We start from the raw sequence: 23046 nt of genomic DNA, 5'->3' as shown, positions 1-23046 counted from the left end.
ATGGCACGCGCAATCATCGCAGGCGCAGGGGCGTTGCCGGGGCTTTTGCTGGCGGCGGGGCCCGCTTGCGTGGTTCGGCTGGAAGGCGTCGCCAGCGCCCCGCTGGACGCGCCCGAAATCGCCGCCCGGTTCGAGCAGTTCGGCCAGCTATTCGCGGACCTCAATGCGGCGGATGTGACCGAGGTGGCCTTTGCCGGGGCGCTTGCCCGTCCGAAGTTCGACCCCGCGCTGATGGATGCCGAGACCATGGCCCTGATGCCGCGCATCGCCGCCGCGATCGGCCAGGGGGATGATACGCTGTTGCGCGAGATTGCGGCGATCTTCGGGGAACAGGGCTTTACCGTTACCGGCGCCATCGACCTGCGCCCCGATCTGGTCGCGGATGCGGGCGCGATTTGCGGTGCGCCGACACAGGCGCAGGAGGGGGACGCCGCCCGCGCCCGCGCGGTGCTGGAGGCGCTCGGGCCGCTTGACGTGGGCCAGGGCGCGATTGCCGCCAGGGGCCAGGTGATCGGGGTCGAGACCCTGCAAGGCACCGACGCGATGCTGCGTTTCGTCTCCGTCACCGCGCCGGGGTCTGGTGGCGTGCTGGTCAAACGGCCCAAACCGGGGCAGGATCTGCGCATGGATACGCCGGTGATCGGCCCCGACACGGTGATGAAAGCCGCCGAGGCAGGGCTCTCGGGCATCGAGATCGCGGCCCGGTCGGTGCTGATCCTCGACCGTGACGCGGTGGCGGATGCGGCCGAGGCGGCGGGGCTGACCCTCTGGGCGCGGGCGTGACCCGGCGGTTTTTCCTCGTCGCGGGCGAGGCGTCGGGCGACCGGCTTGGCGCGGCACTGATGGCGGGCTTGCGCGAATTGGCGGGCGAGGTGGAATTTCACGGCGTCGGCGGGCCCTTGATGGCGGCGCAGGGGATGCGCAGCCTCTTTCCGATGGAGAGGCTCTCGGTCATGGGCATTGCCGAGGTGCTGCCGAAACTGCGCGAGCTGTTCGCATTGAAGGACCAGGCCGCGCGCGCGGTGCTGGACTGGAAGCCGGACGCGCTGATCACCATCGACAGCCCCGATTTCTGCCTGCGGGTGGCCAAGCAGGTGAAGGCCGCCGCGCCGGGGATGCGCGTAATCCACTATGTTGCGCCCTCGGTCTGGGCCTGGCGCCCCAAGCGGGCCGCGAAGATGGCACGCCATGTCGATCATGTGCTGGCCCTCTTGCCCTTCGAGCCGCCCTATATGGAGGCCGCGGGCATGTCCTGCGATTTCGTCGGACATCCGGTGGTGGCAGAGCCTCAGGCCACGGTCGCAGACGCCATGGCCTTCCGTCACGCCCACGATATTGCCCGCGATGCGCCGCTCCTGCTGGTCCTGCCGGGCTCGCGCCGGTCCGAGGTCTCGCGGCTGGCCCCGATCTTCGGACGCGCCATCGCGCCGGTGCTGGCGGCCCATCCCGACCTGCGTGTCGTGGTGCCCACCGTGGCCCATGTCGCGCCGATCCTGCCCGAGTTGCTGGCCGATTGGCCGGTTGATCCGCTGGTGCTGGACCCGCGCCATATGCCGGGGATCGCGGCGGCCAAGCGCGCGGCCTTCACCGCGGCGGATTTCGCGCTGGCGGCATCGGGCACCGTGTCGCTGGAACTGGCGGCCAGCCACACGCCGATGGTGATCGCCTATGACATGAACCGGATCACCTGGGCGCTCATGCGCCGCGCGGCGCTCATTGACACGGTCACGCTGGTGAACCTGGTCTCGGAGACGCGGGTGATCCCGGAATTTCTCGGCCCCGCCTGCCAGCCCGCCGCGATCGGCGCGGCGCTGTCGGACCTGGCGGGAAACCCGCAGGCGCGGGAGGCGCAGCAAGACGCGATGACGCTGACGATGCAGCGCTTGGGGCAGGGTGGCGAGGCGCCGGGATTGCGCGCTGCCCGGTCCGTCCTGGCGCAGATCAGCGCGTGAAATCAGCCTCTTGCGCGCCGCTCAGGCGTAGCAAATCATCCGGCGCGATGGGAAAGATGTGGCGCGGCGTTCCGGCGGCGGCATAGACGGTGGCGAAACCGCGCAAGCGCGGATCGCACCAGGCCCGGATCGGGGTCAGATGCCCCACGGGTGCCACCCCGCCAATGGCGAACCCCGTCTGCGCCCGGATCAGGCCCGCATCGGCCTTGCCCAGGGTCTCGCCCGCCAATGCGCCGGCCTTCTCGGCACAGACCTGATTGCCGCCCGCGGTGATGAAAAGCAGCGCCTCGCCGCTGGACTCGCCGCGAAAGATGATCGACTTGGCGATCTGGTCGATCTCGCATCCCGCCGCGCGCGCCGCATCGGCTGCCGTGCGGGTTCCCTCGGCCATTTCCAGGATGTCAGGTGCGACCCCGCCCGCCTCCAGCGCCGCGCGCACACGTTTCAGGCTCTTGCTCATGGCTGTGTTCTTGCCGCGCCGCGCGGGGCTTGGCAAGGCGTTGACGCGGGGGGCGGGCAACGCCATCAAGGAAGGATGAGCCTTGCATCCCGCCTCACCCGCCATCCGATCCCCTTCGACAAGGGGCTTGGCGCGGATGCGCTGACCCATCTGCCCGATCTGGCCCCGGAATTGCGCCCGCTCATTGAGGGCACCGCCGGGTGCAGCCCCTACCTGGCGCTGCTGATCGGCAAGGAGGCGGAGTGGCTGGCCGAGGCGCTGACCCGCGATCCGGGCGACGTGCAGTCCGACCTGCTGAAAGACACCGCCGCATTGGAGCGGGCCGATCTTGAGTCCGGCCTCAGGCAAGCCAAGCGCCGCGTGCATCTCTATGCAGCACTTGCCGATCTGGGCGGTGTCTGGCCGCTGGAGGAGGTCACCGGCCTGATCAGCGATTTCGCCGATGCCGCAGTCTCGGTCTGCCTGCGCCGCCTGCTGGTGCCCGAGGCAAGGCGCGGCAAGATCCCCGGGCTGGGTGAGGAGGACGCGGCGACCGGCGCGGGCATGGTCGCCATTGCCATGGGCAAGATGGGCGCGCGGGAGCTGAACTATTCTTCCGATATCGACCTCATTTGCCTCTTTGACGATGACCGCTTTGACGATGCGGACGAGATGGAGGCGCGGGCAGGCTTCATCCGCGTCACCCGCAAGATGGCGGCGACGCTCAACGACGTCACGCGCGAGGGCTACGTCTTTCGCACCGACCTGCGGCTGCGCCCCGATGCCTCTGTCACGCCGGTCTGCATCTCGATGACCGCCGCAGAACGCTATTATGAGGCCGAGGGGCGCAACTGGGAACGTGCCGCCTATATCAAGGCGCGCGCGGCGGCGGGCGACATCGCGGCGGGCGAGCGGTTCCTGGAGAACCTGACCCCCTTCGTCTGGCGCAAGCACCTGGATTTCGCTGCCATCGAAGACACCCAGAACATGCGCCGCAAGATCCGCAGCCACAAGGGGCTGCACGGGCCGATCAAGCTGGAAGGGCATGACATGAAGCTTGGCCCCGGCGGCATCCGCGAGATCGAGTTTTTCGCGCAGACCCGCCAGATCGTCTCGGGCGGGCGCGACCCCGATCTGCGGCTGCGCGGCACGGTTCCGGCGCTGGCGATGCTGGCGGAAAAGGACTGGATCAGCGATCAGACGGCAAGGGAGTTGACCGATCACTACCGCGCGCATCGCGAGATCGAGCACCGGGTGCAGATGATCCACGACACCCAGACCCATGACCTTCCGACCAATGAGGACGGGTTCCGGCGGCTGGCCAATCTCTGCGGGCAAAGCGACGTGGCGGGTTTCCGTGCGGGGTTGCAGGAACGGCTGGCCGCTGTCGACGCGCTGTGCGAGCCCTTCTTCAAGACCGAGACCACACCCGCCCATGACATGCCAGACCTCAGCGAGACCGCCGAGGATATCGTCGCGCGCTGGCCCGGCTATCCGGCGCTGCGTTCGGCGCGGGGGCAGGCGATCTTTGCGAGGTTGAAACCCGATATCCTGGCCCGGTTCCTCGACACGCCGCGCCCCGACGAGGCATTGACCAATTTCGACGGCTTCCTGCGCGGCCTGCCTGCGGGCGTGCAGCTCTTCGCCCTTTTCGAGGCCAACCCGAGCCTTGTCGATCTGCTGGTCGATATCTGCGGCACCGCGCCCGGCCTGTCGCGCCACCTGTCACGCAATTCCGGCGTGCTGGACGCGGTGATCGGCGGCGGGTTCTTCGAGGCCTGGCCGGGCGAGGAGGCGCTGGAGGCCGATCTTGAAAGCGACCTGGAGGGGCTGGATTACGAGGATGTCCTCAACGCCACGCGGCGCTGGAAGAAGGAATGGCATTTCCGCATCGGGGTGCATCACCTGCGCGGCTTGATCGACGCCGAGGAGGCAGGCGCGCAATATTCGCAACTGGCCAGCACCATCATCCGCGCGCTCTGGCCCCGCGTCGCCGAGGAGGTCGCGCGTCGGCATGGGCCGGCCCCCGGCAAGGGTGGCGCGGTGGTGGCAATGGGCAGCCTCGGCGCGGGGCAGTTGACCGCCGGATCGGATCTCGACCTGATCGTGATCTACGACGCGGACGGGGTCGAGATGTCGGAGGGCAAGCGCCCGCTGGATGCGCGCGGCTGGTACGCCAAGGCGACCAAGACGCTGATCACCGCGCTGTCGGCCCCCACCGGCGACGGCACGCTTTACGAGGTCGATATGCGGCTGCGCCCCTCGGGGCGGCAGGGGCCGGTGGCGACCTCGGTGGACAGCTACCGCAACTATCACCTGGGCGAGGCGTGGACCTGGGAACACCTGGCGCTGACCCGCGCGCGGCCCCTTGCGGGCAAGCCTGCGCTTCTGGACGCCATCGAGGCCGTGCGCGTCGAGGTCCTGACCGTCACCCGCGACCCGGCCAAGGTGGTGGCCGACGCGCAGGACATGCGCGCGCGGCTGGCCGCGGCGGGGCGCGTGGGCGAGGGATTGGATGCCAAGGAGGGGCCGGGCCGGATGAAGGATATCGAACTGGTTGGACAGGCGGCTGCCCTCATCGCGCATTGCCCCCGCCGCGATGTCGCGGCGCAATTGCGGGCAGGCGTGTCGCTTGGCTGGCTGGAGGCGGGGCAGGCGGATGCGCTGCAGGAGGCGCATCACCTCTATGGCCGTCTCAACCAGGCCACCCGGCTTCTGACCGACAAGCGGCTGGACCTCGACGAGATCGGCCTTGGCGGGCGGCGCTTCCTCTCGCGTGAGACGGATGTCGCGGATGTGGGCGAACTTGCCGCGAAAACGGAAAGCATACGGGCACGGGCCGAGGGTATCATCGCGAAGGCCATGGCCAAGCCACCGAAGGATGCGTGACATGCGCGACGCGAGCGACCCAAAACACCTGATCCATGAGGCCTACCGGATCGACGGGATCGACGCTTCCCAGTGCCGCTCGATCTTCGTCGATTGGGCGCTCAGCCTCTCCGACCCCGACCCCGCCCCGCATCTGCGCCTGCTGCTGGCGCGACACGGGGATACGCACCCGGATCATCCGATGACAAAAGTGCTGCGCGAGGGGCTGGAGACGCCGCCCGCGAAGGGCAGGCGCGGCGGTCGTGCGGGGCGGCTCTAGCTTGTCACCCGCGCCGCCTGGGTGCCGCGTTCGCGGTAGGGGGTGGTGTCGTAATGCGCCCGGTAGCATTTCGAGAAATGCGAGGGCGAGGCGAAACCGCAGGCCAGCGCCACGTTGATCACGCTCATGTCGGTCTGCAACAGCAGGTTGCGCGCCTTTTGCAGGCGCAGTTCCATGTAATAGCGTTTCGGGCTGCGGTTGAGGTAGCGGCGGAACAGGCGTTCAAGCTGCCGGGTCGACATGCCGACCTCCTGCGCCAGGATCGAGGGGCTGATCGGCTCCTCTATGTTCTGCTCCATCATGCGGATGACCTGGCTCAGCTTCGGGTGCCGCACGCCGATGCGCGTCGGGATCGACAGGCGTTGCGTGTCCTGGTCGGTGCGGATCGAGCTATAGATCATCTGGTCGGCCACCTGGCTCGCCAGTTCCTCGCCGTGATCGGTGGCGATGATCGTCAGCATCAGGTCGATGGACGCGGTGCCGCCCGCCGTGGTCATCCGGTTGCCGTCGATGACGAAGACCGATTTGGTCAGGTCGACCTCCTCGAACTCCTCGGAAAAGCTGTCCTGGTTTTCCCAGTGGATCGTGGCCCGCTTGCCATCCAGCAGTCCCGCCTTGGCCAGCGCGTGACCGGCGGTGCAAAGTGCTGCGATGCTGACCCCGCGCCGCGCCTCGCGCCTGAGCCAGTTGACCAGCCGCCGCGTGGTCGCGGCCTGCACCTCGACGCCGCTGCACAGCACGACGGTGTCCTCGCGGTTCAACTCCTCCAGGTCCATGGCCAGCCTGAACACGGCGCCCGAGCTGGATCGCGCCTCCTCGCCGCCTTCGCCCGCGAACACGATGTCATAGAGCTTCGCCTCGGCAAGCCGGTTGGCAATGCGCAGCGCATCGACCGCGCCCGCGCAGCTAAGCATGGTGAAATTGTCCATCAGGACAAAAACGAATTTCTTGGGGTGCCGGGGCACACCATTGACCAAGGTTACCATGCCGCTGCAATCCTCCCAGATGGCGTCAGCGAGACGTTGCTGCAAGTAGCGAAACCACCAATTCGGCGCTGGCGCAATCCCCGCAGGCCCGATTTTCGCATTGGCCAAGGGCAAAGGGATGCGTATAAGCGGCCTCGGACTTCAATCAGGAGACGTGTGATGGCACAGGCGTGGACGAAATCAAGCTGGCGGCAGAAGCCTCGGGTTCAGATGCCCGACTATCTGGACGGCGAGGCCCTGGCCCGCGTCGAGACCCAGCTTGCCAGCTATCCGCCGCTGGTCTTCGCCGGCGAGGCGCGCCGCCTGAAACGCGAACTGGCGGCCGTGTCGCGCGGCGATGCGTTCCTGCTTCAGGGTGGTGATTGCGCCGAGAGCTTTGCCGCCTTTTCCGCCGACAGCATCCGCGACACCTACAAGGTGATGTTGCAGATGGCGATCGTGCTGACCTTCGCCGCCAAGGTGCCGGTGGTCAAGGTGGGGCGCATGGCCGGACAGTTTGCCAAGCCGCGCTCGGCGCCGACCGAAGTGAAGAACGGCGTGGAATTGCCCTCCTACCGGGGCGACATCATCAACGAGCTGGATTTCACCCCCGAGGCGCGCATCCCGAGCCCCGAGAAGATGTTGCAGGCCTATACCCAGTCGGCGGCGACGCTGAACCTGATCCGCGCCTTCAGCCAGGGCGGCTTCGCCGATATCCACCGGGTACATTCCTGGACCCTCGGCTTTACCGAGGATGACGAGGCCGACCGCTACCGCGACATGGCGAACCGGATCTCGGACGCGCTGGACTTCATGACCGCCGCGGGCGTGAATGCCGATACCTCGCACACCATCGCCTCGGTCGATTTCTACACCAGCCATGAATCGCTGCTCTTGGAATACGAGGAGGCGCTCTGCCGGATCGATTCCACCTCCGGCCTTCCGGTCGCGGGCTCGGGCCACATGATCTGGATCGGCGACCGCACCCGCCAGCCCGACGGTGCGCATGTCGAGTTTGCGCGCGGCGTGCAGAACCCGGTGGGCCTGAAATGCGGGCCGACCACGACGGCGGAGGACCTCAAGGTGTTGATGGAGAAGCTGAACCCGGAGAACGAGGCCGGGCGTCTGACGCTGATCGCGCGCTTCGGGGCCGGATCGGTGGGCGACCATCTGCCGCGGCTGATCGAGACGGTGCGCAGCGAAGGGGCCAATGTGGTCTGGTCCTGTGACCCGATGCACGGCAACACCATCAAGTCCGACAGCGGCTACAAGACCCGGCCTTTCGACAGCGTGCTGCGCGAGGTGCAGGAATTCTTCGCCATCCACCGCGCGGAAGGCACCGTGCCGGGCGGCGTGCATTTCGAGATGACGGGCGCGGATGTGACGGAATGCACCGGCGGCGTGCGCGCCGTCTCGGATGAGGATCTGTCGGACCGCTACCACACCGCCTGCGATCCCCGTCTCAATGCCTCGCAATCGCTGGAACTGGCCTTCCTGGTGGCCGAGGAATTGTCCAACCGCGAAACCGCACCGTCGCGCGCGATTGGTTAATCGGCCAGCTTCGGACGCAAAAAAACACCCCCGGTTGCCGCAAGGCCGCCGGGGGTTTTTCCGTTCAATGCCGTGGTTTCGGTTAACCGGTCAACCCTTGCCACCATCAAGCAGCGTCAGCCGGGGGGCCCTGCGCGGGGCCGGTGCGTCATAGGGGGGCGTGGCCTCGTTGAAGCCGGCGGCGGGCGCGACCGGTTTGCCCGGCTGGATCGGATGCAGCGCAGGGCGGCGGATGCGGAACCGGCGCGGCGGCAGGCCGATCACGCCATCGGTGACCATGATGCCAAGCGCGCGGCTGACCCGCCCCTTGTTGTCAGTGAGCGGCATCAGCGTCATCCGCCCTTCCAGCGGCGCGCGGCCCTGCGCGTCCGAGACCAGGTCGATATCCAGCGAACAGGGCCCCTCGAACACCATTTCCACGTGCTCCATCAAGCGCTTGCGGTCGGAAAGCTCGAAGAAGGACCGCAGCGGCATCCCCCGCACATCCATCCCCATCAACTGCGTCAGGTGCTGCCCCGCGAGGCGAAACCGCACGGTTCCGGGGCGCAGGTGATCAAGGATGAAGGCGTAGCTCAGCGCCTGCCTGATGTCGCGCGGATCGACATCGGCGCGGCGCGGCACGGCGGCGCCCTGGCGCAGCCCTTCCCAGTATCGGATGAAATCGCTGACGATCGGATTGATCATGGCATCCCGGCGCTGCCAGAGGGCAACGACATTGTCCTGTGTCACAGTATTTCGGCTCACCACTTCAGTGCTCCTACCAAAACCATGCCCCAGCTCAGGGTCTCGCATTGGCGTCACACGTGGCCTTGTGTTAACGCTAGGCGCGAAATCCTTACCCGTTTCTTAATAACACGTTGAAAATTGTTCGAGCAGGGGGAAATCTGCGCAGTGGTTAACTCGATGACGGGCTTCGCGGCCCAGGACGTGGCGGGCGACGGGCAGATGCGCGCCTGGGAAATTCGCAGCGTGAACGGCAAGGGGCTGGATATACGGATGCGCCTGCCGGACCGGCTGGGGCGGCTGGAAACGGCGTTGCGGGACCGGCTGAAAGCGCGGCTGGCGCGTGGCAATGTGACTGTCAACCTGCGCATCACCCGCGACAGCGCGACCGGCGCGGTGTCGGTGGATGAGACCGCCCTGATGGGCGCGCTCTCTGCCATCGCCCATGTCGAACGCGCCGCGATGGCCGAGGGGTTGCACCTGACCAGCGCGCGGCCCACCGACATCCTGACCATGCAGGGCGTGATGACCAGCGACGCCGCCGAGATGGGGCTGCCCGAGGATGAGGTGCTGCTGGCCGAGTTCGACAGCCTCACCGAGGCGTTCGTCGCCGCCCGTGCCGCCGAGGGCGCGGCGCTGCACGACAGTCTGAAAGGTCAGATCGCGCAGATGCGCCCATTGGTTGAGCAGGCGCAGGCGCTGGCGAAGGCGCGCAACGAAACCGCCGCCGAGCGGCTGCGCGACAACGTGGCCAAGCTGCTCGGGGCCACGGACGCGGCCGACCCCGACCGCATCGCGCAGGAACTGGCGCTGCTGGCGGTGAAATCCGACGTGACGGAAGAGATTGACCGCCTGGCCGCACATATCGACGCGGCCGAGACGCTGCTGGCCACGGATGGCCCCATCGGGCGGCGCTTCGACTTCCTGATGCAGGAGTTCAACCGCGAGGCCAACACGCTCTGCTCCAAATCCGGCGACGGCGCGCTGACCCAGGTGGGGCTTGACCTCAAGGTGTTGATTGATCAGATGCGCGAGCAGGTGCAGAACGTGGAGTGAGCATGGAACTGACCAACCCCCGCCGCGGCCTTCTGGTCATTCTTTCGTCGCCCTCGGGGGCTGGCAAATCGACGCTGGCGCGGCGCTTGATGGACTGGGACGCGACGCTCAGTTTCTCGGTGTCCGCCACCACGCGGCCCCCGCGCCCCGGCGAGGAGCATGGCCGCGAATACTACTTCCACGACAAGACCGCGTTTCAGGCCATGGTCGCCGATGGGGCCATGCTGGAACACGCCCATGTCTTCGGCAATTTCTACGGCTCGCCCATGGCCCCGGTCGAAAAAGCCATCGAGGCGGGCCGCGACGTACTGTTCGATATCGACTGGCAGGGCGCGCAGCAGATCCGCAACTCGGTCCTGGGGCTTCACACGCTGTCGATCTTCATCCTGCCGCCCTCGATCACCGAACTGCGCCGCAGGCTGGAGGCGCGGGGTCAGGATGACGAGGAGACCATCGCCAAGCGGATGCAGAAATCCTGGGATGAAATCAGCCATTGGGACGGCTACGATTATGTCCTGGTCAATGACGATCTGGATGCGACCGAGGCGCAGCTCAAGACGATCCTGACCGCCGAGCGTCTGCGCCGCGCGCAGCAGCCGGGGCTCAAGGATCACGTGCGCCGGTTGCACCAGGAATTCATCGAGGGACAGATGTGATTTACGAGTTGGACGGCATCGCGCCGCAGATCGACGAAGATACCTGGGTCGCGCCCGATGCCAATGTCATCGGCAAGGTTGTGCTGGAGGCGGGCGCGGCGATCTGGTTCGGGGCCACGCTGCGCGGCGATATCGAGGAGATTCGCGTGGGCGCGGGCACCAATATCCAGGAAAACGCGGTGCTGCATACCGATCTGGGCTATCCCATGACCATCGGCAGGGACTGCACCATCGGGCACAAGGCGATGCTGCATGGCTGCACCATCGGCGATGGCAGCCTGATCGGCATGGGGGCCACGGTGCTGAACGGCGCGAAGATCGGCAAGGGCTGCCTGATCGGGGCCTGCGCGCTGGTGACGGAGGGCAAGGAGATCCCCGATCACTCGCTGGTCATGGGCTCGCCCGGCAAGGTGGTGCGCAGGCTGGATGAGGCGGCGCTGGAGGCGCTGCGCGACTCGGCGCGGCGTTACCAGGATAACATGCGCCGCTTCCGCGACGGGTTGCGCGCGCTTTAAGGCAGGTCGATCCGCATGGAGAGGCCAAGCGCGTCGATGTCGATCCGCGTTTCAAGCGCCGCGTCGCGGGCCTCGACCTCCTGTGTCAGCAGCGCGAATTGCACCTTGGCGGGCGGCGGGGCCGCGACAATCCCCGGTGTCGCCAGCGCCTGCCAGCACGGATCGTCGACCGACAGCTTGCGGCCCGTTCCGTCCAGCTTCCAGGCCGTGCCGTCCTGCCGGATCGTCAGCGTGCCGCCGAGCGGAAAGGCGGTTTCCACGACGTTCAGCATCAGGAAGGCCAGCTTGGCATCGCGGCGCGGCAGATCGCCTGCGACCTGCCAGTCGACCTCCAGCCGACCGGCCCCGTATATGCCGCCGAGCACCTCGCGCAATTCCCGCGCCGACAGGGTTTCGCCGGGGCGCGCGGCCCCGAAGGCGATGCGAAAAAACCTGATCCGCGCCAAAGCGTCCTTGACCGCGTCGCCAATCAGTTCAAGTTCGGGTGAGGGGGCGGTGCCGGAGAGCGCCAGCAACTCCAGCCCGTTCGATATGGCGCTGATCGGGTTTACCAGGTCGTGGCAAAGCCGCGAGCCGACAAGCTGCGAAAGGTCACTGGCCGGGAAGTCCCGTCGGTCATCCATCACAAGGGGGTCTCCACTATGTCCAAGGGGCTGAACGCGATGTTGTCACCGGGGATGCTGGTGCGCCACCCCGACCAGCCCGATTGGGGCCTGGGGCAGGTGCAGTCCAATATCGGCGGCCGCATCACGGTGAATTTCGAACACGCCGGAAAGGTGGTGATCAACGGGGATGAGGTGGGTCTGATCATCGCGTCCTGACCTTTGCTCCGCGTGTCTCGGGGTTGGGCCGAGACTACCTGTGCGAAGGTTAACAGAAGGCTAACGCAAAGGCCCCTCCCGTTGCAAACAGGCGGGCAATCGCTTACCTGCGGGGCCGGGTCAGGAAAAGGCAGGGATGGCAGATGATCCTCGATGATGCCCGGTTCGAGATGCGGCTGGCCCGCGACGCGGTCGATCTGCGGCTGGCGCAGGCCCTGCGCTACGAGGTGTTCGTGGCCGAACTGGGCGCGGACGGGCCACTGGTCGATCATGCCGCGCGGCTGGAGGCCGACCGGTTCGACCCGTTCTTCGATCACCTGATGCTGTTCGACCGGACCCGCGCGGGCAATCCTTGCGTCGGTGTCACCCGGATGATGCGCGAGGACCGGGCGCGGGAAGCGGGGCAATTCTATTGCGACGATGAATATGATCTGGGCGTGCTCCGCGCCTCGGGGCGCAGGCTGCTTGAGCTTGGCCGATCCTGCCTGCACCCGGACTATCGCGGTGGCACGGCGATGGCGCAGATGTGGTCGGGGCTGGCCGCTTACGTCGAGGCGCATGGGGTTGAAGTGATCTTCGGCGTTGCCTCGTTCCACGGCACCGACGTCACCCCGCTGGCAGCACAGCTCTCGTTCCTGCATCACCGTCACCTCGCCCCGCCCGCTTTGCGCGTCACCGCCCGTGAACCGGGGCGGCAAAGGATGGACCTGATCGCGCAGGCCGACCTGGACCGCGCCGCCGCCAGCCGGAAGATCCCTGCGCTGATCAAGGGCTACCTGCGCATGGGCGGGTTCGTGGGCGCGGGGGCGTTCATCGACCATGCCTTCAACACGACCGATATCTGCCTCGTGGTCGATGTCGCCCGCATCCCGGCCCGCCATCGCGGGTTTTATGCGCAAGGCTTGCGCGGATGAGCACCTGGGATGACGGGACTCGACCCGAGGCGCAACCCATCGGGCCGTTTGGATGGGCGCGTGTTGTCTTGCGCGGCGGAGCGATCTCCGTGCTGCTGGCGATTGGCCTGGCCGTTCTGCTGGTCCTGCGGCTGGTGGAGCTTGTGACACTGCGCGGGCGACGCATCGTCACGCCACTTGTGACTCAAAGTGTATGTATATCAACGCTCTGGATCATGCAGCTAAAGCGATACATGAAGGGTATTCCTTTGCGTGGCAAAGGCGCGATGGTGGCCAATCACGCCTCGTGGCTGGATATCTTCGTCCTGAACGCGAGCGCGCGGGTCGTGTTCGTCTCCAAGGCCGAGGTTGCGGGTTGGCCGGTCATCGGCTGGCTCGCCCGCGCCACCGGCACCGTCTTCATCTGCCGCGACCGGCGCGAGGCCGGGACGCAGCAGGCGATCTTGCGGGAGCGCCTTCTGCGCGGCGACCGGCTGCTCCTCTTCCCCGAGGGCACCAGCACCGATGGCCAGCGCGTCCTGCCCTTCAAGCCAACCCTGTTCGCGGCCTTCTGCGCCGAGGACGTGCGCGAGAGGATCATGGTGCAGCCGGTCTCGATCCGCTACGAGGCGCCCGAGGCGGCGGATCCGCGCTTCTACGGCTGGTGGGGCGGCATGGAATTCGGCCCGAGTCTGCTTCAGGTGCTGGCAGCAAGGCGTCAGGGCCGGGTGCATGTGACCTATCACGCAGCCCTTGCGCCCGCTGATATGCCGGACAGAAAGGCGCTGGCGGCGGTATCCGAACGGGCGGTGCGCGAGGGCTTCAGCGCAGCGGGGCGGTAAGCGCGGTCAGTGCTGCGGCGGGATCGTCCTGGCTCCAGATCTCGGCCCCGATGGCGAAGAAATCGGTGACGGGGGCGAATGCGGCCACAAGATCGGCGGTCAGCGCGCCTTCGGCCACCACGGGCAGTTCGATCATCTGCGACCACCAGGCAAAAAGGTCATGCTCGGCGCGTGTGCCGTCGCCAAGCGGGCTGTCGCCGACGGGGCCAAAGGCGATGTAATCGGCCCCATTTTCGCCCGCGCTCATCCCCTCGTGGCTGGAGGTGCCGCAATGGGCCCCGATGATGGCATCGGCCCCCAGATCCTTGCGCGTCTTGCGCACGGAGCGGGCAGCATCGGTCAGGTGGACGCCGTCGAGGCCCAGTTTCTCGACCAGACCGATATGACGCTCGATCACCAGCGGCACGTCGCGCTCATGGGCAATGAGGCGCAGGGCATCGGCGGCACGGGCGACTTCATCGGCGTCAGTGGAGGCATGGGCGAGGCGCAGGCAGGCGATGTCATGGGCGTCCAGCACGCGGGCAAGCGTGGCGCCAAAGCTTTCGGGGTCGAAGGCGGGCGGGCTGACCAGGTAGATCCGGGGCGCATCGCGTGTGTCGTCACTCATCTCTCTCTCGTCCTTGGCCAGTGTCACCGCGCCTGATACCGCCCTCGCGCCGCCAGAACAATGGGCAGCTTGCGCGGGGCCGCGCGCGGGGCTACGAGACGCGCCATGACACATGACACACCCGAGCCCGCATTTGTCCTCGTGCGCCCGCAGATGGGCGAGAATATCGGGGCTTCCGCCCGCGCGATGTTCAATTTCGGCCTCTCGCATATGCGGGTGGTGGCCCCCCGCGACGGCTGGCCCAATGAACGCGCGGTGGCGCTGGCCAGCGGTGCGGGCCGGGTGCTGGACCGGGCGGGCGTGGTGGGCTCGGTGGCCGAGGCGATCCGCGATTGCACTTACGTCTTTGCCACGACGGGTCGGAGCCGGGGCCTGACCAAACCCATCGTCAGCCCGGAACGCGCGATGGCGCAGGCCCGCGCGATCCATGCCGAAGGCGGCAAGGTGGCGGTGCTGTTCGGGCCGGAGCGCGCGGGGTTGGAGAACGAGGATGTGGCGTTGGCCAATGCGATCATCTCGGTTCCCGTGAACCCGGATTTTCCGTCGATCAACCTGGCGCAATGCGTGCTGCTGACAGCCTATGAATGGCGGCGCGCGGGCGTGGAGGTGCCGCCGGAGGTGATGGAACTGGCCCGCACCGATTTCGCATCCGGGCTGGAGGTCGAGAAGCTCGGCGATCATTTCGAGGAGCGGCTGGAGGCGGCCGGGTTCTTCTTTCCCGAGACCAAGGCAGGCCATATGCGCGTGAGCCTGCGCAACATGTGGGCGCGGCTGGCGCTGACGCGCGCCGATGTGCAAACGCTGCACGGGGTGCTGCGCCAGATGGTACGCTGGAAGGAGCGGGGGTGAGGCGCCTCCTCGGGCCTTGCGGCCCTCCTCGGCCGGATCGTCCGCTGCGGGTGATCGGCGGCGTCGGGACCGGGACCGACCGGCGGATTTTGAGTATTTTGGCCAAGAAGATGAAGCAAGGGCGCGCTTGAAGCGGACTGCCTTGGGGGCTAGGTCTGACGGCGGATTGTATCGTGAGGGATGTGATGGCTGGGAAGCGCAGCATTTTCGAAGAGGTCGAGAGCACAGAGAAGCGGGCGGCAACGCCCGGCGCGATGAGCGCGGGACGCGCGGGGCGGGGCCGGGCTTTCGCGCGCGGCTGGCTGATGGTGCTCTTCGCGCTCGTCGTGGGGATGATCGTCGTGGGCGGTTTGACGCGGCTGACCGATAGCGGTCTGTCGATCACCGAATGGGCCCCCTTCAGCGGCGCCTTGCCGCCGTTGAGCGCGGCCGATTGGCAGGCGGAGTTCGCCGCCTACCAGGAGACGCCCGAATTTCAGCTGCAAAACAGCGCCATGACGCTTGAGGCGTTCAAGACCATCTTCTGGTGGGAATGGGGTCATCGGCAATTGGGCCGGGTCGTCGGGCTGGTCTGGTTTGCGGGGTTCGCCTTCATGGCGCTGACCGCGCGCATGCCGCGCGGCTGGTCGGGGCGGTTCCTCTTTATCGGGGCGCTTGGCGGATTGCAGGGCGCGATCGGCTGGTGGATGGTGTATTCGGGCCTGCAAGAGGGCATGGTCGATGTCGCCTCCTACCGTCTGGCGGTGCATCTGGGGCTGGCCTTCCTGATCCTGGCCTTCATCGCCTGGTATGCCTTCCGCCTTGGCCGCGAGGAGGCCGAGTTGATGGGCGCGCGGCGTGATCGTGATACGAGGCTGCAGGGCTGGTGCGACGATCTGCTGATCCTGGCCTTCCTGCAGATCATCCTTGGCGCGCTGGTCGCGGGCATCGACGCAGGTCGCCTGTTCCCCGATTGGCCGCTGATGGCCGGTGAGTTCTTCCCGCCCTATATGTGGTCCCTCTATGAGCCCGCCTGGCGCAACCTGTTCGAGAATGCGGGCACGGTGCAATTCTTCCACCGTCTTCTGGGCTATGGCCTGGCGCTGGTCGCCCTTGGCGCGATGATCGCGGCGCGGCGCTCGGGCAGGATCGCCTCGCGCGGGGCGCTTCAGGTGGCGGGCGCGATGGTGCTGCTGCAGGCCGTTCTGGGGATTGTCACGGTGATCTATTCCTCGCCGCTGGAACTGGCGATCGTGCACCAGCTTGGCGCGGTGTTGACGGTCGTGCTGATCCTGCGGGCGCGGTTCCTGGCCATTCATCCGTTGGCGCAATCGGTCCGGGGGCGCGCGACATGAGCGCCTATGACGATCTGATCGCGTTCGATCGCGAAACCCAGGCGCTGGCGCAGGTGATGGGCCGGCTCGGGTGGGACCAGGAAACCGTGATGCCGCGCGGGGCGGCCGATCAGCGTTCCGACGAGATGGCGGCGATGGAGGCCGTGCTGCACGCGCGCCGGACCGATCCGCGCGTGGGCGAGTGGCTGGCGAAGGCCGAGGCGGCGGACGATGTCGAGCGCGCCACGCTGCGCCTGATCGAGCGGGTCTACAGGCGCACGACCAAGGTGCCCGAAAAGCTCGCCAGCCAGATCGCGCGGGTCACGTCGCGGGCGCAGGGCATCTGGGCCGAGGCGCGCGCCGCTGAGTCGGTCTCCGATTTCCTGCCGACACTGGCCGAGGTGCTGCGGCTGAAACGCGAGGAGGCGGCGGCGATTGCCGAAGGGGGCGATGCCTATGACGCGCTGTTGCAGGATTACGAGCCGGGGATCACGGGCGCGGAGATCGCCGCGCTTTTTGGCCGGATGCGGCCCCGGCTGGTCGATCTGCGCGCGCGCATCATGGAAAGCGGCGTGACCCCGGCGCCGTTGCAAGGGCGCTTTGACGACAAGGCACAGATGGCGCTGGCCCATGATCTGGCGATGCGGTTTGGTTATGATTTCCGCCATGGCCGCATCGACAAGGCGGTGCATCCGTTCAGCTCCGGCTCGGGCCGCGATGTGCGCATCACCACGCGGGTGGTGGAAACCGATCCGTTCAATTGCCTCTATTCGACCATCCACGAGGTTGGCCACGCCTGCTATGAGTTGGGTATCGACCCGGCCTATCATCTGAGTGCGCTCGGGCAGGGGGTCTCGATGGGGGTGCATGAGAGCCAGAGCCGCTCCTATGAGAACCAGATGGGCCGCAGCCGCGCCTTTACCGGCTGGCTTTACGGCGCGATGACGGACCAGTTCGGCGATCTGGGGCTGGACGGGCCGGAGGCATTTCACGCCACCGTCAACCGGGTGCAATCGGGCTATATCCGCACCGAGGCCGACGAAGTGCACTACAACCTGCACGTGCTGCTGCGCTTTGACCTTGAGCGCGCGCTGATCTCGGGTGACCTGGCGGTGGCGGATCTGGAGGCGGCCTGGAATGACCGGTTCAAGGCCGATTTCGGGGTTGCTGTCGATAAACCTTCCAACGGCATGCTTCAGGATGTGCATTGGTCGGTCGGCCTTTTCGGCTATTTCCCGACCTACACGCTTGGCAATGCCTATGCCGGGTGCCTGTTCCAGACCCTGCGCGGCGATGTGCCGGAGCTTGACGTGGCCCTGGCCATGGGCGACCCGTCGCCTGCCACGTCCTGGATGGCGGCCAACGTGCAAACCCATGGCGGGCTTTACGAGCCGCGCGATGTGGTCGAGCGCGCCGCGCGGATGCAGGTCAGCGAAGGCCCGTTGCTGGATTATCTCGACGCCAAGTTCGGCGCGGTCTACGGGGTCTGACCCAATGTCCGCGCGGGTCAGGGATGTCGCGCGCGGGCCTGCCATCTGGATGCTGGCGCTGGCGGAGACGCTGGCCTATGCCTGTTTCTACTACATCTTCGCGGCCCTGATCGTGGCCTGGCAGGCCGATCTTGGATGGGCGCGCACGGTGCTGGCGGCGGGGCCGACCCTCTCGATCATCATCGCGGCGGCGCTGGCCCCGGTCATGGGACGCCTGGTCGATGCCGGACGGGGCCCCGAGGTGATGGCGGGCGGGGCCTTGATCGGGGCGGGGGCGCTGGTGCTGCTGGCCGTCTCGGAGACCCCGCGCAGCTACCTGATCGCCTGGGGGGTGATCGGGCTGGCGCAGGCGGCCTGCCTTTACGAGGTCTGTTTCGCCTTCCTCATTCGCCGTTTGGGCGACCATGCCCGCCCCGCGATCACGCGGGTGACGCTGGTCGCGGGGTTTGCGGGCACCATCGCCTTTCCGGCGGGTGCCGCGATGTCGGAGGGCATCGGCTGGCGCGGCGCGGTCATGGTCGCGGCGGGGGTGGCGGCCTTGATCCTCCTGCCGCTCTATGTCGCGGCGGGGCGGGTGATCCGATCTGCCGGATTGCCGGTCATCACTACGCCGGAGGCCGACCGGGGCGCGCTGGCCCGCGCGCTGACCCGGCCACAGTTCTACCTGCTGGCGGCGATCTTCGCCGCCGTCAGCCTCAATCACTGGATGGTGGTCAATTTCGCGGTGCCGATCTTCCTGGACCGGGGCGCGGGGCAGGGGGTGGCGGTTCTGGCGGCCTCCACCGTGGGGCCCGCGCAGGTGGCCGGGCGGCTCATCCTCTTCCGCTTCGAGGCGCGTCTTGGCACGGGCCGGACGACGCTGATCTGCCTTGCGGGGATGATCATTGGCACCGGCGCGCTGTGGCTGGCGGGGCTGGCGCCCTGGCTGATCTTCGTGTTCACCGCTGTGCAGGGCGGGGCGATCGGCGTGATGACGATCCTGCGCCCGGTGCTGATCGCCACCGTCATGGGGCCGGGGGGATACGGCGCGATTGCGGGCGCGATCCAGATGCCCGCGCTGCTGGCGGGGGCCGCCGCCCCGCTGGTCGGCGCGGTGATGCTGGCCGGGCCGGGGGTGCCGGGGCTGCTGGTGTTGTCTTTGGTGCTGGTGGCGGGGTCGGGGGGGCTTGCGCGGGTTGTGCTCAGTCTTGCGGCCAGTTCGGGGGGCGCTTCTCGATGAAGGCGGTGATGCCCTCGGCGGTGTCGTCCTCCAGCATGTTCTCGACCATCACCGCGCCGGTATAGTGATAGGCCTGGTCCTGGGTCATCTGCATCTGGTCATAGAAGGCGCGCTTGCCGATGCGCACGGCCGATCCCAGTTTGCCCGCGATGGTCTCGGCCAGGTCCAGCGTCTCGGCCTCCAGCGCCTCGGCGGCGACGGCCTTGTTGATCAGGCCAAGCTCGACCGCGCGGGTGGCGTAGAAGAACCGGCCCGTGGTCAGCATCTCGAAGGCTTGCTTGCGCGGGATGTTGCGCGACAGCGCCACCATGGGGGTCGAGCAGAAGAGCCCGATATTGACGCCATTGACGCCGAACCGCGTGTCATCGGCGGCGACGGCCAGATCGCAGGAGGCGACAAGCTGACATCCCGCCGCCGTGGCGATCCCGTGGACCTGCGCGATGACGGGCTGCGGCAGGCGGCGGATCGTCTGCATCACCTCGGAGCAGCGCGTGAAGAGGTTGGCGAGGCTTGCCGCGCCGCCATCCTCGGCCTGACGTTTCTGCATCATTTCCTTGAGGTCATGGCCCGCGCAGAACGCCTTGCCATTGCCGCGCAGGATCACCACGCGCTGTCCGGCATCGAGCATCAGTTTGCCAAACTCTTCGGATAGCCGCGCCAGCATCGCGTCCGACAGCGCATTCAGGCTGCCCGGTGCGTTCAGCGTCAGCCGCGTGATCGCGCCCATGTCCTCGCGGATCAGAATATCCTCGGCCATATCTTGTGCCTTCCTCTTGTCATCAGCGCGGTTTCGGGCAAACCCTATGGCCAAAGAAGGGGGCAGGGCAATGGCAGTGGTGATGGACAAAGCGGCGCTTGAGGCGTTTCTGGTCTCGGAATTTCCTCAGGTCTCGGACGACTACAGCATCGAGCGCGTCGAGGAGATGGCGCTCAGCGTCAGGCTTAGGGTTTCGGACCGACACCTGCGCCCCGGCGGCACGATCTCGGGCCCGTCGATGTTCGCGCTGGCCGATGTCGGGGTCTACCTGGCGATTCTCGCCATGATCGGGCCGGTGGCGCTGGCCGTGACGACGAATATCTCGATGGATTTCATGCGCAAACCGGCGGCGGGGACGGACCTGATCGGCGATACACGCCTGTTGAAACTGGGCCGCCTGCTGGCCGTTGGCGATTGCCTGATCCGGTCGGAAGGCAGCGATGCGCCAGTGGCCCGCGCCTCGCTGACCTACGCGATTCCGCCGCAGGGCTAGGGCGCGCGCGCGTCCCGCGTCGCGGAAACCCGCCTTGGGGCGATCAGGGCTTTTGACCGCCCCGTGCTTCCCCCCTATATAGGACGCCCAAGCCCTTTCGAGTCGCGCGTTCATGATCCGATTTATCCTCTCCTTTCTCGGAGCGATTTTCAGCCTCATCACCAATGGTCTGGTGATGGGTGCCCTGATCATCGGCGGCGTCATATTCACCTATGCCCGCGACCTGCCCGATCACGACACGCTGGCGCAATATTCGCCCGCCACGATCAGCCGCATCTATTCGGGTGAGGGCCAGATCATGGATGAATTTGCCGCCGAACGCCGCATTTTCGCGCCCTACGAGGAAATACCGGACGTCGTCGTTCACGCCTTCGTCAGCGCCGAGGACCGCAATTTCTTCGAACATCCCGGCTATGATCCCCGCGCCATTGCTGTTGCGATCATCGACGCGGTGCGATCGCGCGGACAGGACGTGCGCGGGGCCTCGACCATCACGCAACAGGTGGTCAAGAACTTCCTGCTGGACGGCTCGCGCCGGGTCGAGCGCAAGATCCGCGAGATCATCCTGGCCGCGCGCATCGAACAGACGCTCAGCAAGGAGCGGATCATGGAGCTGTACCTCAACGAGATCGAGTTGGGGCAGCGCAGCTTTGGCGTGGCAGCCGCCGCGCAGACCTATTTCAACGCCGACCTCAGTGAATTGCGCGCCGAACAGGCGGCCTATCTGGCGGCCTTGCCGCAATCGGGCGGCACCGCGCTGCACCCGGTGCGCAATTACGAGGACGCGATCATCCGCCGGAACTACGTGCTGCGCGAGATGTTCCAGAACGGCTACCTGTCGCGTGAAGAGATGGAAGTGGCCCAGGCCGCCCCGCTGGAGACCGTGCAGGGCGGTCATATCGAGCCCTTCCGCAGCCAATTGCCGCCGCGCAGCTATTTCACCGACGAGATCCGCCGCCAGTTGAGCCGCGATTACGGGCAGGATGAGTTCTTTACCGGCGGTTTCGCCGTGCGCGCGACGATGGACGAAAGCCTTCAGGCCGCCGCCGAGGTCGCGCTGCGCCGCGCCCTGGAGCGCTATGACCGCGATCAGGGCCTGTGGCGCGATCCGCTGGCCACCATCGACCCGTCCGAGCTTGAGGGCGGCGAGGAGGTCTGGCGCGCCGCGCTGGAGGAGGTGGAGTTCCCCCGCGACGTCGAGGGCTGGTACGCGGCGGTGGTGCTGGAGGTCGGCGCCACACATGCGCGGATCGGCATCGAGGGCGTCGAGGAGGACGAGGACGGCCACTGGATCCCGCCCGAGGATGTGACCTGGGCCCGCCCCGTCGATGCGGATGGCAACACCGGCAACCGCGCGCAGAATGCCGGCGACCTGCTTGAGGTGGGTGACGTGATCCATGTGCGCGCCATGACCAGCGACAGCGATGGCAGTTTCATCCGCTGGACCCTGCGCCAGATCCCCGAGGTGCAGGGCGGTTTCATGGCGATGGACGTGAATTCGGGCCGGGTGCTGGCGATGCAGGGGGGCTTCTCCTACCAGTATTCCAGCTTCAACCGCGCCACGCAGGCGACGCGGCAGCCGGGCTCCAGCTTCAAGCCCTTCGTCTATGCCGCGGCCCTCGACAGCGGCTACAGCCCCAACACCATCATCATCGACGCGCCCATCGAGGTCGATACGGGCGAGGGTATCTGGCGGCCCACCAACGCCTCGAACCAGTTCTATGGCCCCGCGCCATTGCGCACGGGCATTGAACGGTCGCGCAACCTGATGACGGTTCGGCTGGCGCAGGATGTCGGCATGGAGGTTGTCGCCAATTACGCCGAGCGCTTCGGCGTCTATGACGAGATGCAGCCCTATCTCGCCAATGCGCTTGGCAGCCAGGAGACCACGCTTTTCCGCATGGTCGCGGCCTATTCGATGTTCGCCAATGGCGGCGAGCGGGTTGAACCGACGCTGGTGGACCGCATCCAGGACCGCTTCGGTGGCACCGTCTACCGCCATGACCAACGCATCTGCCGCGATTGCGAGCTGGCCTCGCTCGATCCCGGTCAGGCGCCGACCATCGTGTCGAACCGCGAACAGGTGATGGATGCGATCACGGCCTATCAGCTGACCTCGATGATGCGCGGCGTGGTCGAACGTGGCACCGCTGCGGGCCGGGTCAACCTGGGCGTGCCCACGGCGGGCAAGACCGGCACTACCAACGATTCGCGCGATGTCTGGTTCGTGGGCTTCACCTCGACCATCGCGGCGGGCTGCTATATCGGCTATGACAACCCGCGCAGCCTGCACGGGGCCTCGGGCGGCGGCACCTGCGCCCCCGTGTTCCAGGAGTTCATGCAGCAGGCGGTCGAGGAATATGGTGGCGGTCCGTTCCGGGTGCCGCCGGGCGGCCAGTTCTACAATATCGACCGCTTTTCCGGCCAGCGCCTGCCCGATGGCGAAAGCGGCCCGCATGTGGTGGCCGAGTATTTCCGCGAGGGCGAGGAACCGTTTTTCGGGATGCTGTCCATCGTCGATGGCGGCTTCGGCATGGGGTCGAACCTGCCGATGTTCAGCCCCGGCGATCCCAATGCGAATGGCGAGGTTGTCGATGGCGATCCGGTCCCGAGCGATGGCGGCACGGTCACGACCTCGACGGGCGGCACGGCACGGGTTCCGCTTGGCACCGGCTTTGGCGAGTTGACTTCGGGCGGGCTCTACTAGCCCGTTCCTGCCTGCTTGCAGCGGAGCAGGGGCTGGACTACATCCCTATC

23 protein-coding genes are annotated in these 23046 nt (G+C 67.1%); 17 read left to right on the top strand and 6 right to left on the bottom strand.

The genetic code is table 11. The annotated features are described in order from the left end of the window. Positions 1–783 carry an LpxI family protein gene (locus AC13C7_RS03985; RefSeq protein ID WP_482866669.1) on the top strand — a complete coding sequence of 261 codons (783 nt, stop codon included), beginning with the start codon at positions 1–3 and terminating at the stop codon, positions 781–783. After that, the gene (gene lpxB / locus AC13C7_RS03980) at positions 780–1952 is read left to right on the top strand and encodes a lipid-A-disaccharide synthase (protein WP_172319263.1); all 1173 of its coding nucleotides are present in this window, start codon (positions 780–782) and stop codon (positions 1950–1952) included. Before AC13C7_RS03985 ends, lpxB begins: the two co-directional genes overlap by 4 nt. On the opposite strand, the gene AC13C7_RS03975 is transcribed toward lpxB, so the two are convergent. Continuing rightward, the gene (locus tag AC13C7_RS03975) at positions 1942–2412 is read right to left on the bottom strand and encodes a YbaK/EbsC family protein (RefSeq protein WP_172319262.1); all 471 of its coding nucleotides are present in this window, start codon (positions 2410–2412) and stop codon (positions 1942–1944) included. The two genes, lpxB and AC13C7_RS03975, sit on opposite strands and share 11 nt — an antisense overlap. Positions 2413–2487: 75 nt before the next feature. On the opposite strand from AC13C7_RS03975, the gene AC13C7_RS03970 reads away from it, so the two are divergent. Beyond that, positions 2488–5280, top strand: a complete 2793-nt coding sequence (locus AC13C7_RS03970) for a [protein-PII] uridylyltransferase family protein (protein WP_482866668.1) — start codon at positions 2488–2490, stop codon at positions 5278–5280. A gap of 1 nt (position 5281) precedes the next feature. Further along, positions 5282–5539, top strand: coding sequence for a hypothetical protein (locus AC13C7_RS03965; protein WP_328700479.1), 258 nt, complete (start codon positions 5282–5284; stop codon positions 5537–5539). On the opposite strand, the gene AC13C7_RS03960 is transcribed toward AC13C7_RS03965, so the two are convergent. Next, positions 5536–6525, bottom strand: coding sequence for a GlxA family transcriptional regulator (locus AC13C7_RS03960; RefSeq protein ID WP_172319259.1), 990 nt, complete (start codon positions 6523–6525; stop codon positions 5536–5538). The genes AC13C7_RS03965 and AC13C7_RS03960 overlap by 4 nt on opposite strands. Positions 6526–6684: 159 nt before the next feature. Here AC13C7_RS03960 and AC13C7_RS03955 point away from each other — a divergent pair, with 159 nt between their 5' ends. Then, complete coding sequence (locus AC13C7_RS03955) at positions 6685–8055, top strand: class II 3-deoxy-7-phosphoheptulonate synthase (protein ID WP_172319258.1); 1371 nt, start codon at positions 6685–6687, stop codon at positions 8053–8055. A 90-nt stretch (positions 8056–8145) separates the two neighbouring features. Here the strand turns inward: AC13C7_RS03955 and AC13C7_RS03950 are convergent, their stop codons facing one another. Next, positions 8146–8799, bottom strand: coding sequence for a PAS domain-containing protein (locus AC13C7_RS03950; RefSeq protein ID WP_172319257.1), 654 nt, complete (start codon positions 8797–8799; stop codon positions 8146–8148). 159 nt (positions 8800–8958) lie between these two features. Here AC13C7_RS03950 and AC13C7_RS03945 point away from each other — a divergent pair, with 159 nt between their 5' ends. The 3 genes from AC13C7_RS03945 to AC13C7_RS03935 are packed head-to-tail and all read left to right on the top strand — an operon-like array spanning position 8959 to position 11005. Then, entirely contained in the window at positions 8959–9834 is an 876-nt protein-coding gene (locus tag AC13C7_RS03945) for a YicC/YloC family endoribonuclease (protein ID WP_482866667.1), read from the top strand. A gap of 2 nt (positions 9835–9836) precedes the next feature. Beyond that, the gene (gene gmk, locus AC13C7_RS03940; RefSeq protein WP_482866666.1) at positions 9837–10490 is read left to right on the top strand and encodes a guanylate kinase; all 654 of its coding nucleotides are present in this window, start codon (positions 9837–9839) and stop codon (positions 10488–10490) included. Further along, positions 10487–11005 (top strand): gamma carbonic anhydrase family protein, encoded by a 519-nt coding sequence (locus tag AC13C7_RS03935; RefSeq protein WP_482866665.1) that lies wholly within the window; start codon positions 10487–10489, stop codon positions 11003–11005. Before gmk ends, AC13C7_RS03935 begins: the two co-directional genes overlap by 4 nt. Here the strand turns inward: AC13C7_RS03935 and AC13C7_RS03930 are convergent. Further along, positions 11002–11628 (bottom strand): histidine phosphotransferase family protein, encoded by a 627-nt coding sequence (locus AC13C7_RS03930; protein WP_482866664.1) that lies wholly within the window; start codon positions 11626–11628, stop codon positions 11002–11004. The two genes, AC13C7_RS03935 and AC13C7_RS03930, sit on opposite strands and share 4 nt — an antisense overlap. 18 nt (positions 11629–11646) lie before the next feature. Between AC13C7_RS03930 and AC13C7_RS03925 the strand changes: the two genes are divergently transcribed. From AC13C7_RS03925 to olsA, 3 genes are all read left to right on the top strand, one after another. Further along, positions 11647–11826, top strand: coding sequence for a DUF3553 domain-containing protein (locus tag AC13C7_RS03925; protein WP_446117670.1), 180 nt, complete (start codon positions 11647–11649; stop codon positions 11824–11826). A 143-nt stretch (positions 11827–11969) separates the two neighbouring features. Next, positions 11970–12740, top strand: coding sequence for an L-ornithine N(alpha)-acyltransferase (olsB, locus tag AC13C7_RS03920; protein WP_482866663.1), 771 nt, complete (start codon positions 11970–11972; stop codon positions 12738–12740). Beyond that, positions 12737–13561 carry a lyso-ornithine lipid O-acyltransferase gene (olsA, locus tag AC13C7_RS03915; protein WP_482866662.1) on the top strand — a complete coding sequence of 275 codons (825 nt, stop codon included), beginning with the start codon at positions 12737–12739 and terminating at the stop codon, positions 13559–13561. Before olsB ends, olsA begins: the two co-directional genes overlap by 4 nt. Here the strand turns inward: olsA and AC13C7_RS03910 are convergent. Next, the gene (locus AC13C7_RS03910; protein ID WP_482866661.1) at positions 13542–14168 is read right to left on the bottom strand and encodes a thiamine phosphate synthase; all 627 of its coding nucleotides are present in this window, start codon (positions 14166–14168) and stop codon (positions 13542–13544) included. The genes olsA and AC13C7_RS03910 overlap by 20 nt on opposite strands. Positions 14169–14273: 105 nt before the next feature. Here AC13C7_RS03910 and AC13C7_RS03905 point away from each other — a divergent pair, with 105 nt between their 5' ends. From AC13C7_RS03905 to AC13C7_RS03890, 4 genes are all read left to right on the top strand, one after another. Next, positions 14274–15017 (top strand): RNA methyltransferase, encoded by a 744-nt coding sequence (locus AC13C7_RS03905; RefSeq protein ID WP_482866660.1) that lies wholly within the window; start codon positions 14274–14276, stop codon positions 15015–15017. Positions 15018–15202: 185 nt separating this feature from the next. After that, positions 15203–16351 (top strand): heme A synthase, encoded by a 1149-nt coding sequence (gene ctaA, locus AC13C7_RS03900; RefSeq protein WP_482866659.1) that lies wholly within the window; start codon positions 15203–15205, stop codon positions 16349–16351. Then, a complete protein-coding gene (locus tag AC13C7_RS03895; RefSeq protein ID WP_482866658.1) occupies positions 16348–17820 on the top strand; it encodes a carboxypeptidase M32 in 1473 nt (490 codons plus the stop codon). The genes ctaA and AC13C7_RS03895 overlap by 4 nt, the downstream gene beginning before the upstream one ends. Positions 17821–17824: 4 nt before the next feature. Continuing rightward, a complete protein-coding gene (locus AC13C7_RS03890) occupies positions 17825–19039 on the top strand; it encodes an MFS transporter (RefSeq protein WP_482866657.1) in 1215 nt (404 codons plus the stop codon). Here the strand turns inward: AC13C7_RS03890 and AC13C7_RS03885 are convergent. Next, complete coding sequence (locus AC13C7_RS03885) at positions 19002–19796, bottom strand: enoyl-CoA hydratase (RefSeq protein WP_482866656.1); 795 nt, start codon at positions 19794–19796, stop codon at positions 19002–19004. The genes AC13C7_RS03890 and AC13C7_RS03885 overlap by 38 nt on opposite strands. 70 nt (positions 19797–19866) lie before the next feature. Between AC13C7_RS03885 and AC13C7_RS03880 the strand changes: the two genes are divergently transcribed. Then, the gene (locus tag AC13C7_RS03880) at positions 19867–20289 is read left to right on the top strand and encodes a PaaI family thioesterase (RefSeq protein WP_172319243.1); all 423 of its coding nucleotides are present in this window, start codon (positions 19867–19869) and stop codon (positions 20287–20289) included. Positions 20290–20401: 112 nt separating this feature from the next. After that, positions 20402–22996, top strand: a complete 2595-nt coding sequence (locus tag AC13C7_RS03875) for a penicillin-binding protein 1A (RefSeq protein ID WP_446117680.1) — start codon at positions 20402–20404, stop codon at positions 22994–22996. The last annotated feature ends 50 nt before the right edge of the window (positions 22997–23046 follow it).

The sequence above is a fragment of the Alterinioella sp. B-7 genome, from assembly GCF_056857775.1.
The sequence above is the reverse complement of the archived record's forward strand: the minus strand, read 5'-3'. Positions and strand labels throughout refer to the sequence as shown.